General features: G+C 67.4%; 12 protein-coding genes, 1 pseudogene and 1 other annotated feature. Of the genes and pseudogenes, 6 read left to right on the top strand and 7 right to left on the bottom strand.

All coding sequences use genetic code 11. The features are described 5' to 3' along the window. The first annotated feature begins 153 nt into the window (after positions 1–153). Positions 154–1,668 (top strand): MCE family protein, encoded by a 1,515-nt coding sequence (locus ACWDU4_RS27435; protein ID WP_450117115.1) that lies wholly within the window; start codon positions 154–156, stop codon positions 1,666–1,668. An 88-nt stretch (positions 1,669–1,756) separates the two neighbouring features. Here the strand turns inward: ACWDU4_RS27435 and ACWDU4_RS27430 are convergent, their stop codons facing one another. Continuing rightward, entirely contained in the window at positions 1,757–2,503 is a 747-nt protein-coding gene (locus ACWDU4_RS27430) for a TetR/AcrR family transcriptional regulator (protein ID WP_450117114.1), read from the bottom strand. Positions 2,504–2,631: 128 nt separating this feature from the next. Next, on the bottom strand, positions 2,632–3,852 hold the full coding sequence (locus ACWDU4_RS27425) for a CaiB/BaiF CoA transferase family protein (protein ID WP_450117113.1): 1,221 nt from the start codon (positions 3,850–3,852) through the stop codon (positions 2,632–2,634). Positions 3,853–4,057: 205 nt separating this feature from the next. Here ACWDU4_RS27425 and ACWDU4_RS27420 point away from each other — a divergent pair, with 205 nt between their 5' ends. The 4 genes from ACWDU4_RS27420 to ACWDU4_RS27405 all read left to right on the top strand — a co-directional run bounded on the left by ACWDU4_RS27420 (position 4,058) and on the right by ACWDU4_RS27405 (position 8,138). After that, positions 4,058–4,504 (top strand): Zn-ribbon domain-containing OB-fold protein, encoded by a 447-nt coding sequence (locus tag ACWDU4_RS27420; protein WP_450117112.1) that lies wholly within the window; start codon positions 4,058–4,060, stop codon positions 4,502–4,504. After that, complete coding sequence (locus tag ACWDU4_RS27415) at positions 4,501–5,634, top strand: thiolase family protein (protein ID WP_450117111.1); 1,134 nt, start codon at positions 4,501–4,503, stop codon at positions 5,632–5,634. The genes ACWDU4_RS27420 and ACWDU4_RS27415 overlap by 4 nt, the downstream gene beginning before the upstream one ends. Before the next feature lie 87 nt (positions 5,635–5,721). Then, positions 5,722–7,260 (top strand): aldehyde dehydrogenase family protein, encoded by a 1,539-nt coding sequence (locus ACWDU4_RS27410; RefSeq protein ID WP_450117110.1) that lies wholly within the window; start codon positions 5,722–5,724, stop codon positions 7,258–7,260. Between the two features lie 29 nt (positions 7,261–7,289). Then, positions 7,290–8,138: a mycofactocin-coupled SDR family oxidoreductase gene (locus tag ACWDU4_RS27405; RefSeq protein ID WP_450117109.1), complete on the top strand. Its 849-nt coding sequence runs from the start codon at positions 7,290–7,292 to the stop codon at positions 8,136–8,138. Between the two features lie 849 nt (positions 8,139–8,987). Here the strand turns inward: ACWDU4_RS27405 and ACWDU4_RS27400 are convergent. From ACWDU4_RS27400 to ACWDU4_RS27380, 5 genes and pseudogenes are all read right to left on the bottom strand, one after another. After that, a pseudogene (locus ACWDU4_RS27400) lies at positions 8,988–10,210 on the bottom strand (IS3 family transposase). Continuing rightward, positions 9,832–9,960: a sequence feature (AL1L pseudoknot), on the bottom strand. Its footprint overlaps the pseudogene before it by 129 nt. 395 nt (positions 10,211–10,605) lie before the next feature. Next, positions 10,606–11,520, bottom strand: coding sequence for a hypothetical protein (locus ACWDU4_RS27395; protein ID WP_450117108.1), 915 nt, complete (start codon positions 11,518–11,520; stop codon positions 10,606–10,608). Between the two features lie 421 nt (positions 11,521–11,941). Further along, positions 11,942–12,481: a transposase gene (locus tag ACWDU4_RS27390; protein WP_450117107.1), complete on the bottom strand. Its 540-nt coding sequence runs from the start codon at positions 12,479–12,481 to the stop codon at positions 11,942–11,944. Beyond that, positions 12,366–12,719, bottom strand: a complete 354-nt coding sequence (locus ACWDU4_RS27385; protein ID WP_450117106.1) for a transposase — start codon at positions 12,717–12,719, stop codon at positions 12,366–12,368. Before ACWDU4_RS27385 ends, ACWDU4_RS27390 begins: the two co-directional genes overlap by 116 nt. A gap of 140 nt (positions 12,720–12,859) precedes the next feature. After that, a complete protein-coding gene (locus ACWDU4_RS27380; RefSeq protein ID WP_450117105.1) occupies positions 12,860–13,777 on the bottom strand; it encodes a TIGR03619 family F420-dependent LLM class oxidoreductase in 918 nt (305 codons plus the stop codon). Positions 13,778–13,914: 137 nt separating this feature from the next. On the opposite strand from ACWDU4_RS27380, the gene ACWDU4_RS27375 reads away from it, so the two are divergent. Next, entirely contained in the window at positions 13,915–14,970 is a 1,056-nt protein-coding gene (locus tag ACWDU4_RS27375) for an LLM class F420-dependent oxidoreductase (protein ID WP_450117104.1), read from the top strand. Positions 14,971–15,034: the final 64 nt, after the last annotated feature.

Here is a 15,034-nt window from a genome sequence, read left to right as displayed (position 1 = left end):
CTACACCCCCCCAAACACCACCCCTTCCCCCACCCCGCGCTTCTTCGTTGGGGGGGGGGTGGGGGGGCTTCCCCCCCCGGGGGCCGGCGTGCCCCCCCACGCCACCGATCCGTTGCGCGCGCCCGTGGGCGGTGCCACCCCCGGAGGCGCACCGTGACCCTGACCCGATTCGTGCGCGGCCAGCTGGTCGTCTTCGCCGTCCTCACCGTCATCGGCCTCGTCGTCATGGCGACCTCCTACGTCCGGGTGCCCGCAATGGTGGGCATCGGCCGCTACCGGGTCACTGTGCAACTCGAGGCGAGCGGCGGTCTGTACCCCCACGCCAACGTCGCCTATCTCGGTACGAACGTCGGCACGGTCGACTCCGTCGTGCTTGGCCCGGGCGGCGTCGACGCCCACCTGACGATCTCCCGTGACCACCCGATCCCCGCCGACGTGCTGGCGCGGGTCCGCAGTGTGTCGGCGATCGGCGAGCAGTACGTCGACCTCGTCCCGCCGCAGGGCACTGCCGGCGATCCGGGCGCCGCGAGCGATACCGGGGATCTGTCCGACGGTGCCGTGATCCCGGTGCAGCGGACCGAGCTCCCGCAGGATGTCGGCGCGATCCTCGATCAGGCCGACCGGCTGCTCGACGCCATCGCCGACACCAAACTGCACGAACTCGTCGAGGGGGCGTTCGAGGCCTTCAACGGCACGGGGCCGGACCTGCAGCGGCTGCTGGATTCCGCGCAGTTGCTGGTGCAGGAGGCCCTGGACGGTGCGGAGCCGACGCGGACCCTGATCGAGCAGGCCGGTCCACTGCTCGACACCCAGGTCGAGAGCGCCGACGCGATCCGGTCCTGGACCGCCGACCTCGCACGCGTCACCGACCAACTGCGGGAGAGCGAACCACAGCTGCGGTCGCTGATCGAGCACGGTCCCGCCGCGGTGCACGAGGCCGACCGGCTGTTCGCCGAACTGAAGCCGACCCTGCCGCTGCTGCTGGCGAATCTGGTCAGTGTCGGTCAGGTCACCAGCATCTACAACCCCAGCATCGAACAGGTCCTGGTCGTTTTCCCACCGCTGATCGCGGCCCTCGGCACCGTCGTGCGCGGACCGCTCGAGGACGGTGCCCTGGTCGACTTCCACCTGCAGTTCGGCGACCCGCCGGCGTGCACCACCGGGTTCCTGTCGTCCACGCAGTGGCGATCACCCGACGACCTGTCGGTGCCGGACACGCCGTCGAACCTGTTCTGCAAGGTTCCGCAGGACAGTCCGATGGTGGTGCGCGGCGCACGCAACGCGCCCTGCATGGAGTATCCGGGCAGGCGCGCCGCGACGGTGGAGGAGTGCCGCAGCGGTGAGCCCTACGTCCCCGAAGGGGACAACCCCTGGCGTTCGGCTCATCCGGCACCCAGTGTGGAAGGTGGCCGCGCCGCGTCCGGCGTGGAAAGTGGCCGCGCCGCGTCCGGCGTGGAAAGTGGCCGCGCCGCGGACGGGGTGCAGGTGCAGCCGTCCTCGTACGGCGAGTCGGGTGGATCCCAGCCCGCGGCGCGACTGTACGACCCGCAGACGGGTGTCTACGTCGGCCCCGACGGACGCCGCTACACGCAGCCGGGCATCGCCCCCGGCGGAGCCGCTCGGGAGGCTCCCGCCTGGCAGGACCTGATGACCGCGCAGCAGGGTTGATCGCACAGCAGGGTTGTGCGCGGGATGAGGGACCGGCGTGGCGTGGAGTCGGGGAGCCTTGCGGCCGAGCCCGCTTCGGGTGAGCGGGCTACTTCGCTTTGCGCGCGGGGCGCCGGCTTGCCTTCGCCGGCGGCCGCTGGGCGCCGATCGCCGATGCGGCGTGGTCGAGGATGCACTCGAGGCCGTACTCGAAGTTGCTGTCGTCCGGGGCGGCACCGCTGCGTCCCTGGGCGGCGGCCTCCGCGAGGAGCGGGGTGTCCTCCGCGGTGATCCTCAGGTCCTCGTAGTAGGCATGCGAATTGGGGTCGGCGGCCTTCGCCTTGTCGCCCAGTCGGGCGAGGACGACGGATCCGCGCACATGCAGCTGGACAGCGGCGAAGGTGTCGAATGCCTCGGGCAGGGGGAGGCCGGCGTCGACGAGGTCGGCGACGATCCGCTCGATGTAGCGGGCGCCGAGTTGGCCATGGGTCGGGCTCAGGGTCGAGCGGATCAGGATCAGGTCGATCAGGATCGGGTTGGCCAGGAACGTGGCTCGCATGCCGCGGGCGAACGCGGTCAGCCGGTCGCGCCAGTCGCCGTCCTCGGGGACCGAGACGGCGCCGATGTACCGCGCGACGGCCCGCTCCGTCATCGCGTTGAGCAGGTCGTCCTTCTTGCGGAAGTACCAGTAGATGCTGGTCACGCCGACTCCGAGATGCTTACCGAGCATCGGCATGCTCAGGTTGTCGAGCGAGACCTGCTCGGCGAGCTCGAACGCACCGGCGATGATGTCCTCGGGATCGATCGAACCCCGCTCCCGGCGTTGCCGTTTCGGTTCCGTGTCCTGCGTGGCCATACCCGAGCACCTCCGTTGTGTCCCCGCGATCCTATCGGTTCGCACGGATTTACCGTGAGCGGCCCGGTAAGGGTGTCGCGGGGACGACGGCCGGGTGCGGCCGCGGCGGCGAGCCGGAGCCCGAGCTGTCAGAGGACGGCGCCGGACTCCTTCGCGGCGATGATGGCGTCCCAGTCCAGTCCCAGCTCCAGCAGGATCTCCTCGGTGTGCTCCCCGTGCTCGGGGGAGCGCGACGGTACGGCCGGAGACTCGTCGAACTGCACCGGTGCGCTGACGGTCCGGTACGGGTTGCCCGCGTCGTCCGTCAGGGTCATCAGGTAGCCGTTCGCCTCGACCTGTGGGTCCTCGAGCACGTCGGCCGGTGAGGTGAGCGTGGCCCACACGCCGGGCTCGTCGGCCATGATCTTCTGCCACTCGGCGAGGTCGCGTTCGGCGAAGATCGCGCGCAGTTCCGCGGTGGCCTCGTCCTTGTTGAGGGTCAGGTTGGCCAGCGGCGTGAAGCGCGGGTCCACGCCCAGGTCCGGACGCCCGATGCGCTCGCAGAAGCCCTTCCAGTAGCGGTCGGCCTGTAGGAACATCAGTTGGACCCAGCGGTCGTCGCGGGTGCGGTACCGGTTGACCGCGGGGTTCGGTGCATCTCCCGGCGCGTACGGGGGGATGCGGTCGATGCCGTAGTAGTCGGCGGCGGCGATGTCCGGTGCCACCGCCCACATGCCCTGTGCCAGAAGGGAACTGTCGACGATGGCGGCGTGCCCGGTGCGTTCGCGGTGGAACAGTGCCGTGGCGATGCCGCCGGCGAGGGTGATCCCGCCCTGGAGATCGCCGAAGGCCGGGCCCTGGGCGAACGGGAACTCCTGCCCGTCCGGAGTGAGTGCGTAGGCGACGCCGGCGCGGGCGGTGTACGAGGACCCGTCGAAACCGCCGCGATCGCGGTCCGGTCCACGGCTGCCCTGTCCGCTGCCGCGCGCGATGATGATGTTCGGGTTCATCTCGCGGATGATGTCGACGGAGAGGTCGGCCCGCTCGAGCTGACCCGGGAGCCAGTTCGTGAGCAGCACATCGGCCTTCGCGACGAGCTTGGCGAAGATCTCCCGGCCGCCGGGGGTCTTGATGTCGAGACCGATGCTGCGCTTGCCGTGGTTGCCGATCTCCATCATGAAGTTGGCGCGCACGCGCGAGTCCTGGGGCGTCAGCCCGCCGACGGTGAGGTACCGGCACGGATCGCCGCCGTGGGGGTCTTCGATCTTGATCACGTCGGCGCCCCAGTCGTGCAGGGCCGCGCCTGCGCTGGGGACGTAGGTCCAGGAGGCCAGTTCGACGACCGTGACACCGTCCATCAGTCCGGACATCCGCGTTCCCTTCTCTGCTGTGAGTGTGCGTGTCTGTTGTGAGTTCGAGAGGGAAGACGCCGGCGGAATCGCTGGCGTGGCCCTTGCGATGGAGCGTACTGTAAGAATTACAGTGAGTCACCCAATCGGTGTGGATGGGAGTGGGATGAGGACGGTGAGGACCGCGGAGGAGTCGCCGGCCGGGAGCCCGGCCGGAGGAAGTCCGGTGGCCGAGAAGTCGCGCCCGGTACCGGATCCCGTGACGGCGTTCTACTGGGAGGCGGCCGCCCGAGGCGAACTCGTCGTCCAGGGATTCGAGGGGACCGACCACCTGCAGTACCCGCCCGAACCGGTCGCCGAGGGGCATCTCGGCCCGGTGGGCCCGAGCCGGGCCGTTCCGGTGAGCGGACGCGGTCGCCTCTACGCGTACACGGTGCTGCACCAGGCCTTCCATCCCGCATACGTCGGTGAAGGGCCGCTGATCATCGCGCTGACCGAACTCGACGACGCGCCCGGCGTGCGGATCCTGACCAACATCTTCGGCGCCGATCCCGGCGAGCTGCGGATCGACATGCCCCTCGAGGTCACCTTCGAACCCCGAGGAGAGTGGAGCATCCCGCAGTTCCGGCCTGCCGGCGGCACCACCTCGGTCGCGGCCGGAGCCGCCTCGTGAGCCGCGCCCGCGCCGCAGTCGTCGGGGTCGGCTACTCGACCATCCATCGCGAGCGGGGAGTCGACTGCCGGCCACTGGTGGTCGACGCGGCCCGCGCCGCCCTCGACGACGCCGGGCTGAGTGTGGCCGACGTGGACGGAATCTTCGAGTACGCAGGCGACGAGGGCGCCCACGACGTCGCGCGCATGCTCGGCGTCGACAATCTCGTCACCTACGCCGACTACACGGCGCGCTGCCCTTCGGCGATCACCGCCGCACTCGGTGCCGAGATGGCGGTGCTCTCCGGAGCGTGCGAGGTGGCGCTGGTGGTGCGTTCGGTGACCCGGGAGTGGGGTACCCAGAGCGGACGCGCCGTGCCCGCGGCGGTCGGCCGATCGCAGTTCGAGGTCCCGTACGGGGTCATGGGCGGTGTGATCCCGGTGATGGGCATGCGAAAACAGCGCCGACTGGCCGAATTCGGTGGCAGCGAGGACGATTACGGACACCTGTCGGTGGGCGCCCGCAAGTGGGCCGCACTCAACGATCGTGCCGTGCTGCGCGATCCGATCACCCTCGACGACTACCACGCCTCGCGTTTCGTCGCGGAGCCGCTGCGGCTGCTGGACTGCGACTATCCGGTGACGGGTGTCTGCGCGGTGGTCGTGACCACGGCCGAACGGGCCGCCTACCTCGCGCAGGTTCCGGTGACCATCGACTCGAGCTCCATGGGCACCGGCGCCCATCCGGACTGGACCTTCACCCCCGACTTCGTCTTCGGTGGAACCCGGCGCTGCTCGGAGAACATGTGGCGCAAGGCATCCGTGGGCCCGGCCGACGTGGACGTCGCCGAGCTGTACGACGGATTCACCCACATCACCATCTCCTGGGTCGAGGCGATGGGCCTGTGCGGCATCGGCGAGTTCGGCGAATGGGTCGACCAGGGCCGGACCATCGCGCCCGGCGGTCGCCTGCCCCTCAACACCACCGGCGGGCAGCTGGCCGAGGGCCGGTTGCACGGACTGAGCTTCCTGGCCGAGGCGGTGGTGCAGCTGCGCGGCCAGGCCGGCGCCCGGCAGGTGCCCGGTGCCGAGGTGGCCGTCGTCGCAAACGGTTTCGGACCGCAGTGCGCGTCGATGGTGCTCACCCGATGATCCGGACCGCCGCGACGACGGCGCACACCGCGGCGACCTGCCGCACCGAAACCGCGAGATCGACACCAGCAAACGTGAGGAGCAATCGTGAGTGAGGTCGTGTCGGACGCCGCCGCCCCCAGCGTCGCGCTGGGAGAGCGGGCGGCGGGCCGGGCCGAGCCCCGCATGTTGATCGACGGGCACCTGGTCGGCGCCGCCTCCGGCGCCACCTACCCGAACGTCTCCCCGGCAACCGGGCTGGTGCTCGGCGACGCGGCGGCGGCCGGCGCCGAGGACATGGACCGGGCGATCGGGGCGGCCCGGCGCGCCTTCGACGACGGTGTCTGGGCGACGGACCGGGCACTGCGCGCCCGCTGCCTCGAGCAGTTGCAGGAAGCCCTCGAGTCCGAACGCGAAGACCTGCGCGAGGAACTCGTCGCCGAGGTCGGAGCCCCGCTGATGTCGACCACCAACGCTCAGCTGGACTGGCCGCTCGCCGACGCGCTGCGCTACCCGGCCCGCCTGATCGGCGAGTTCGAGTGGGAGCGGGAACTCGGCGGCAGCGCCCTGTTCGGGGCACACACCCAGCGCACCGTCGTGAAGGAACCGGCCGGTGTGGTCGCGGCGATCACCCCGTCGAACTATCCGGTCGAGGTGATCCTGAACAAGCTCGGCCCCGCGCTGGCGGCCGGCAACACGGTCGTCCTCAAGGCGGATCCGAACACACCGTGGAACGCGACCCGGCTGGGTCGCCTGATCGCGGAGCGCACCGACATCCCCGCCGGCGTGGTGAACGTGGTGACCACGCCCGACAACGAGGTCGCGGCACGCCTGGCCGTGGACCCCCGGGTCGACCTGATCTCGTTCACGGGCTCCACCGAGGTGGGCCGCCGCCTCATGCGTGACGCCGCCGGCACCATGAAGCGCACCTTCCTCGAACTCGGCGGAAAGTCGGCGCTCGTCGTTCTCGAGGACGCCGACCCGTCGAAGATCGTGATGGGCGCCATCGGAGCCTGTTCGCACGCCGGGCAGGGCTGCGCCATCAACAGCCGCCTGCTCGTTCACCGCTCCCTGTTCGACCGGGCGGTCGCGGACGTGACCACGGCGTTCTCCGCGGTTCCCGTCGGCGACCCCGCCGACCCGGGCACCTTCGTCGGACCGCTGATCAACGCCCGCGCGCAGCGGCGGGTGCTGGAGATGATCGACCGGGCCCGCAGCGAGGGCGCCGAGATCACCACCGGGGGCGGACCCGCGACCGGGCTGCCCGCGCACCTGTCCGGCGGCCACTTCGTGACGCCGACGGTCGTGGTCGGCGTCGACAACGGCGCGGCGATCGCACAGGACGAGGTCTTCGGCCCCGTCCTCGTGGTGGTGCCGTTCGACGACGACGAGGACGCGGTACGCATCGCCAACGACAGCGCCTTCGGTCTCGCCGGCGCGGTGATGTCGGGGTCGAACGAGCGTGGAATGGCGTTCGCCCGGCGGATCCGGACCGGCTCCTTCGGCGTCAACGGCGGCATGTTCTACGGCGCCGACGCGCCGTTCGGCGGCTACAAGAACAGCGGCCTCGGACGGCAGTGCGGCATCGAGGGATTCGCGCAGTACACGGAAACCAAGACCATCGGCTGGCGGACACCCAGGCGGTGACCACGGGCCGACACAGAAAGGCGGAACAGGTGGGAAAGCTCGACAACAAGATCGCGGTCGTCTCGGGAGCGGCACGGGGCCAGGGACGTTCGCACGCGGTGAACCTCGCCGCGGAAGGGGCGAGCATCATCGCCCTCGACGTCTGCGCGGACCTCGACGGCAACACCTATCCACTGGCCCGGCCGGAGGATCTCGACGAGACCGCCCGGCTGATCGAGAAGGAGGGTGTGCGGGTGCACACCGCGATCGTCGACGTGCGTGAGCGCAGCGCCGTCTGGAAGGCGATCGCGGATGGCGTCGAGGAACTCGGTGGGCTCGACATCGTGGTGGCCAATGCCGGTATCTGCCCGATGGGCAAGGGCCAGACGATCCAGTCCTGGTCGGACACCATCGACACCGACCTCGGCGGTGTGTTCAACGTGATCCAGGGCAGCCTGCCGCACCTGAAGGAGGGCTCGTCGATCATCGCGACCGGCTCGCTCGCCGCCCAGTTGGGCAGCGCGACCAACCAGGGGCCGGGCGGATCGGCCTACAGCCTGGCCAAGCAGATGGTCGCCCGCTACGTCAACGATCTGTCGATCCAGTTGGCACGCAGGATGATTCGCGTCAATGCCGTGCACCCGACCAACGTGGACACCGACATGCTGCACAACGAGGGCATGTACAAGGTGTTCCGGCCCGACCTGGAGGCACCCACCCGCGAGGAGGCGGAGCTGGCGTTCCCCGCGATGCAGGCGATGCCGGTGCCGTACATCTCGCCGCAGGACGTCTCCGACGCGGTCGTCTTCCTGGCCTGCGATGCGTCGAAGTTCATTACCGGCACCCAGTTGCGCATCGACGCCGGCGGGTACGTCAAGAACGTGCCCTGGAAGGGGTAGGCCTCGGGATGGGTACGGACCGTTCGGGCCGCTCGTTCGGGTGGAGGGCAGCGAACCCGAAAGTCGGCGGGCATCACTCGATCTAACCGTTCGGTATTCCACCTCGGCACCCGGAGTGGGAGTAGATCTCTCGCGGGCTCGGGTTTGTGACTTCAGGTTCTGAGTCCTTGCCGCCGTAGCGACCTACAGCAGAGGCGTGATTGCTTCACGGAGCACCTCTGGGGTCGGAAGCGTCAGGTGGCTGGTGGCTGGTTCCAAACCGATCGCTGGCCACGATGTGACCAGCGGTAGGTTGCTCGAGGCTGGGAGCGGTGAAACTTCGAAAAGGAACTCACGCCGATAGGTGCCGGGATGCTGGTGCCAGCCTTCCGTGCTACGGCGTCGGGTGGGTTGAAGTGCAGGGTCTTCGAGGGCCCTCAGCTGAAGCTGTTCCCCCCGGTAGTCCCCGCGCCTGGGCTGTCCAGTATCGGGGTCGCGCTCGGCAGCCGCAACGAACTGAGCCTTCATGCGCTCCGCTTGGCGGCCCGCGGCGACAACGACTATGGCTAGGTCGAGCCCCGACGAGTAGGCGACGATCTCACGCAGTCCCACGATAATGTGGGCAGTTCGTGCAAGTACCGCAGAACCATGTGCGATTGCACCGATCTCGGCTGCGTCTGGAGGCACGATCCGTTGGCTCCATACCATCATTTGAGCTTGTCACAGACTTCCAGGTGTGCGCACAGGACTGCCGACACGTGGTGAATCATAGGGGCCGATGGACGGGCGGTTCTCTCCGCAAGCTAGCTGGGCTCTTGGCTTCTTGGGTGTAGTTGAGGTGGACTGAATCACCCGGGCATGTTTGGAAACCTACTGATGTGAGAGCTCAACTATCGGCTGAGGTTCGGGACGACGGTAAAAGAGAGACTCGTACTCGGCTGGCGGCAGGTCCCCGCAGTGCTCGTACAGTCGTCGGTGGTTGAACCAGTCGACCCATTCGAGGGTGGCGACTTCGACCTGGTCAACGGTCCGCCACGGCCCCTGCGCCTTGATCAGCTCGGTCTTGTAGAGCCCGTTGATCGTCTCGGCGAGAGCGTTGTCGTAGCTGTTGCCGGTGGCGCCGATGGGGGCGTCGATACCGGCCTCGACGAGCCGTTCGGTGAAGGCCACGGATGTGTATTGCGATCCGCGGTCGTGATGATGGATCAGGCCGGTCAGGTCGTCGATCCCTTCCCGTTGCCGGGTTCAGATTGCGTGCTCCATCGCGTCGAGCAACAGATGCGCGGTCATGGTGGGGTGCAGTGCGCCACCCCACGATCCGCCGGGCGTACGCATCGATCACGAAGGCCACGTATACCCATCCCGACCACGTCGACACATACGTGAAATCGGCTACCCACAACCTATTTGGAGCTTCAGGGCAGAACCTGCGGTGCACCAGATCGTCGGGGCGGTCGGACTGCGGATCGGGGAACGTGGTCCGCTTCTTCTTCCCGCGACGGGCACCTTCGAGGCTCAACTCCTTCATCAGACGTTCGACCGTGCAGCGGGCCACCTCGATGTCCTCGCGGTGGCATTGGAGCCACACCTTGCGGGCACCGTAGACCGAGTGGTTCTCCCGATGGACCCGGGCGATCTTTACCCTGAGTTCCTCGTCGCGGACCTGCCGCCTGCTGGGCTGCCACCGGCGGGTGCAGGCGTCGTAGTAGGTGGACGGCGCGATATTGCATCCGTGCGCGGTGGGCACACGACAGATCGACTCGACGCCGTACTTCTGCTTGTGTTCGTCGATGTAGGCGACGATCACCGATTGCGGCGGTCGAGTTCCGCCGCGAAGAAAGTCGATGCGGACTTCAGGATTTCGTTGGTCCGCATGAGTTCTCGATTCTCCGCGCGAAGCTTCGGAAGTTCTTCGGCCGCGTCAGTGGTCACCTCCGGGCGTTGGCCCCGGTCGACCTGGTCCTGGTTCACCCAGTTTGCCAACGTCTGCGTGTTTCCGATTCCCAGCTTCTCGGCAACCGACCCGATCGCTCCCCACTGCGAGGAATGTTCCGGACGCAACTCGGCGACCATCCGCACGTCCGCTCACGCAACTCGGCCGGATACCTCTTCGAACCTGACGTGACTCCATCCTTCCCAAGAGATGAAGTCTCCGGACACCGCCACGATGGCGCGCATCAAGACGGTAATCAACAACCCGGTGCGTATGGAGATGATCGCGCAGACGGAGAGTGTGAACGCTTACCAGTCCGGTTTAAGAACTTCGCCGTGGAGACCGGGTCCTAGACGAAGACTTGGGAAGCGTTGGCTGGTGCCCGCACGCTGTGTGGGCCGATCGAGGGGGAGACTGTCGGCATCGACAAGCTGTTCAGCAACGGGAAGGATCGACCGAGCGCTCATCCGAGGTGTCGGTGCGGGGTGATCTACGGGTCCTAGCGTCGCAGGCGATGGCGGCACCAACCGTTGTCGATGCCACCATCAGTTGCGCCTAGTCTCCCAACGCTGAGCGGATTACCTGGGAGAATCCGAAATAGAGGTGCACCAGGCCGAGCATCGAAATTATGAAGTTGTGGTGTTCGTGCCCCTCCTGGTCCGGATCTTCGGCCAGCTGGTCGTAGTCCTCGCTCCTCTTCCCGAAGTGGATCAGCTCGCCGTAGTTGAACAGGTTGATGACGTCCGTCGGGTTCACCTCCCCGTACATCTCGTGGTCGGCGATCTGCTTGACAGGGCATCCGTTTTTCTCCAGAACCATCCGGCAGACGATGTTCTGGAGCGGGCGGTTCATCAATTGCCCGCGAGCCTTCCGCCACGCGCTGAGGATCGACATGCGCTCGTCAGCACCTTCCGGCTCAGCTTTGGCGTACCTGGACAGGATGTTCGCAACGTTCTCGAAGTCCGGGTCTCCCGCACTCGACTTATGCAGCTGCCGGAATCTGACCGAGAAACCAACGGCTTCCTCGTCCTCGACTTGATCGAAGGTCATCGTCGTCTCACCACCCTCCATCGAGAGGGTGACACCGCCCTTATGGCTGACCACCGTGTAGGTGGCCGTCTTCTCGCACACCTGGATGAAGCGCAGAAGGTTTCTACGGTCTACCGCGTCCACGACCTGTGTGAGCGGCGCGAAGTCTGTCGGTGCGGGGAGGGCGAACGCATAGGTGAGGTGCTGCCAGTTGTACTCGAAGGTTGAGGGATCAGCCGCGAACTCGATCAGCGGCGGTGGGAACTTGAGAGGCACCGGGAGGATCGAATCTTGGTGGGTGATGAACTTGGCTTCCAGAGTGCCGCCGCTTCGGCGTCGGGGCTGCGGAGGAAGTTCGGGGAGGGACTGACGCTGCCTCTTGGGAGGCTGTGCCGGCTTTGGCGCTCGGTCCTGATTCTTCCGGCCCGGCTTCTTACCCAACGGGTGTCTCCTTCGTCAGTGAAGTGCGTACTTCAAATCGTATAGGTAGACCCCGACACCCTTTGTTGGACTGTCTGCGCGACATCGCGCCTATAAGTGACGCTATGGCCTATTGTCATTCAGCCTTCGGTGGAGGAAATTAACGACATATGCATCGCAACCACCTATTAACAAAGGTATCGATCAAGACTGACACCACAGGCAATGCGCCTGGTGAAACTGAACTGCTACGAACCGGCAACTGGGAAACCCCATTCCACGGTGATTTCGAGATCGCTGAAGCTGACCTGCATGAGTTTGCGGCAAACTTCGCCAAGGGGATTGGCCTAGAGCGTGTCTCCTAATTGGCGAGACGCTTGAGCCAAGTTCACACCGCGGATGGGAGTACGCCGGCTCGATAGGTGAGGGCGAGTTTGTCGTATCAGGTGGCCAACCCTCGCCACTGCTTGACGGTGGCGAAAGACCGCTCGACGACATTGCGGCCCTTGTACTTCTCGGCATCGAACCGGACCGGACGACCACCACGACTACCTTCGCGAAGTCGGTTACGTTTCTGGTCGTCCGGTTCGGCGATTACCGCTTTGATACCCCGCGATCGCATCAGGGTCCGGTTGGATTTCGACGAGCCTGCCTCGTCTCCGAGCACCTGGTCGGGACGCCTTCGCGGACGCCCGAGGCCGATTCGGCGGACGCACAGCGCCTCCATCAGCATCGGAAACACCGGAGAGTCGCCCGCCTGACCTGGTCCGACAAGAACGACGAGCGGTCGGCCATTACCGTCGGAGAGTTGGTGGATCTTCGTTCCCAGAGCGCCTCGAGAGCGACCGAGTCCGTGATCGGCGGGCTCAGTGAGTAGGTTCTTGTAATTCGACAGATCCCCCTGTGCCCCGGGGTGCGTTCGTGCCGTGCTGATGGGCGCGGCAGATCGTCGAGTCCACGGACACGGTCCAGTTAATGTCACCGACTGCGTCGGCGTGCGCGTGCAGTTTCGCGAGAATTTCGTCCCAGGTGTCGGCGCCGGCGCAACGGCAGTGCCTTTTCAAGATCGTCTGCCACGGACCGAATTCGGCAGGCAGGTCCGGCCATGGCACACCTGCTCGATACCGGTACACGATGCCCTCGGCGACCTTGCGGTTGTACCGGAAGGGCCACCCTTGAGTCCGTCGGACGAGGGCAACATCGGCTCGATCAACGCCCACTGGGCGTCGGACAGGTACTCGCTACGTGGCACTACGGCCAGTGTCGTTGATCGAGGCGCCTCAATTTGGGAGACACGCTCTAGCCGAGAACTGCCGAATTCAATACCGGGTGCAATTCCGCTTGCTCCGGCCCGTATCCGTCACAGGGTGTCGTCGACGAACCGGCGGCCGAACGTCTCGACGAAGTCCAGTGCGGCCCGCGGGGTGGACCCGTCGGCGTGGATGACCGCCCAGGTCGCGCCCCGCTCGGACATGTCCCGGAGGAAGTCGCGGGCGGCGCGCACCGAGTCGGCGTCACCGAAGTCGACGGGTGGGCACACCACCTGGACGTCGATGGTCTCCGGATCGCGTCCGGCGGCCTCGAGGGCGGAGCGCAACCGGCCCAGTCGCTCGCTGAAGCGGTCCGCGTTCTCGATGGCCGGGGTGCGGATGGCGGCTGCCATCGCCCGGTCCGTGATCAGTGGCATCCAGCCGTTGCCGAACTCGACGACCCGGCGCAGCGCGGCGTCCGAGTTCCCTCCGATCCAGATGGGCGGACGCGGCTGCTGGTGCGCGGCTTGCAGCCACAACGCGCCGGTGGCCGCGAATCCCTTTCCGCTGACCGGGGTCTGCGGGTCGGTCCAGATGGCGTTCAGTGCCGCCAGCGCCTCGTCGAACAGTTCCGCACGGCGGTCGAAGTCGACGCCGACGGCCGAGAACTCCGACCTCAGGTAGCCCGCGCCGACTCCGGCGATCAGGCGACCGCCTGAGACGATGTCGAGACTGCCGAGGGCCTTCGCGGACAGGTACGGGTTGCGGAAGGGCAGCACGTACAGATTCGTCATCAGCCGGATCGAGGTGGTGACCGCCGCGGCGAACGCGAGCGCCGCCACCGGGTCGAGCGTGTTGTGCCCGCCGTTCCGTCGCCACTTGAGCGAGGGGGCGGGATGCTCGCTGAGGGCGACCGCCGAGAATCCGGCCGACTCCGCGGCCGTGGCCACCGCGCGGATGACGTCGGGACGCAGGAAATCGTCCGGCGCGGATGGCAGTTCGCTGGGGTATTCGAGGACGTATCTCAACGCTCGGACCTTTCGTCGCGGGTGGGGCCGGGGGGATACCGAAGTGGGCCGCAATCAATGGCTGCGATGCCATACGGTAATCATTACCGTAACCACCCGCGAGGCATTGCGCGCAGACACACGGAAGAAGGCGAGCCATGAGCACGGACCTGGCCGGAGCCGCGGCGGAGACGAGCGCACCGCGCACTCTCCGGATCGACGGAGGAATCCCGAACCGATTGGCGGAGGTGCCCGCGAAGGCCGCGGAACTCGAGCGACGGGGTTACGACGGGTGCTGGGTTGGGGAGACCAACCACGATCCCTTCCTGCCGCTGGTCCTGGCCGCCGAGCACACCGAGCGCCTGAGCCTGGGTACCAACATCGCCGTCGCGTTCGCCCGCAATCCGATGACGATCGCCGGATTGGCCTGGGACCTGCAGGACTACTCCCGGGGCCGCTTCTGTCTCGGCCTCGGGACGCAGATCCGGCCGCACGTCGAGAAGCGCTTCTCCATGCCGTGGAGCCGGCCGGTCGGCAGGATGCGCGAATTCGTCGACGCGCTGCACGCGATCTGGTCCTGCTGGCGGGACGGGACGCCGCTGCGCTTCGAGGGGGAGTTCTACACCCACAAGATCATGACGCCGATGTTCACTCCCGAGCCGTCCGCCCAGCCGTCGCCACGCATCCTGCTTGCGGCCGTGGGGGAGGCGATGACCGGGCTGTGCGGCGAGATCGCCGACGGGCTGCTCGTGCACCCCTTCGGCACCCGGCGGTACGTCGAGGAGGTGACCCGCCCGACGGTCGACGGCGGGCTCGAGCGCTCCGGTCGGACACGCGACGAGTTCGAGCTGGCCGGACCGGTGTTCGTGGTGACCGGCGAGGACGAGGCCGAGTACGCGGCGGTCGCGGCGGCGGTGCGGCGCCAGATCGCGTTCTACGGCTCGACGCCCGCCTACCGCGGCGTGCTCGACCTGCACGGCTGGGGCGACCTGCACACCGAGCTGCACACCCTCTCGAAGCAGGGTGACTGGGAGGCCATGGCCGGGCTGATCGACGACGAGATGCTGGAGACCATCGCTGTCGTGGGCCAGGTCGACGAGATTCCCGCGCTGCTGCGCCGGCGCTGTGAGGGCCTCTACGACAGGGTGGTGCCCGGTCTGCCGAAGTCGCTCTCCGGCAGCGCGATCGACAGGATTCTCGTGGGCCTGCGATGAACGAGGTGGCGGGGCGGCCGCGATCGGTGCCGCCCCCCCCACGCACGACAGGGGGGGCGGGGGC

Source organism: Rhodococcus sp. NPDC003348 (assembly GCF_053589375.1).
Note: the sequence above shows the minus strand (reverse complement) of the source record. Positions and strands in the feature narration are given on the sequence as shown.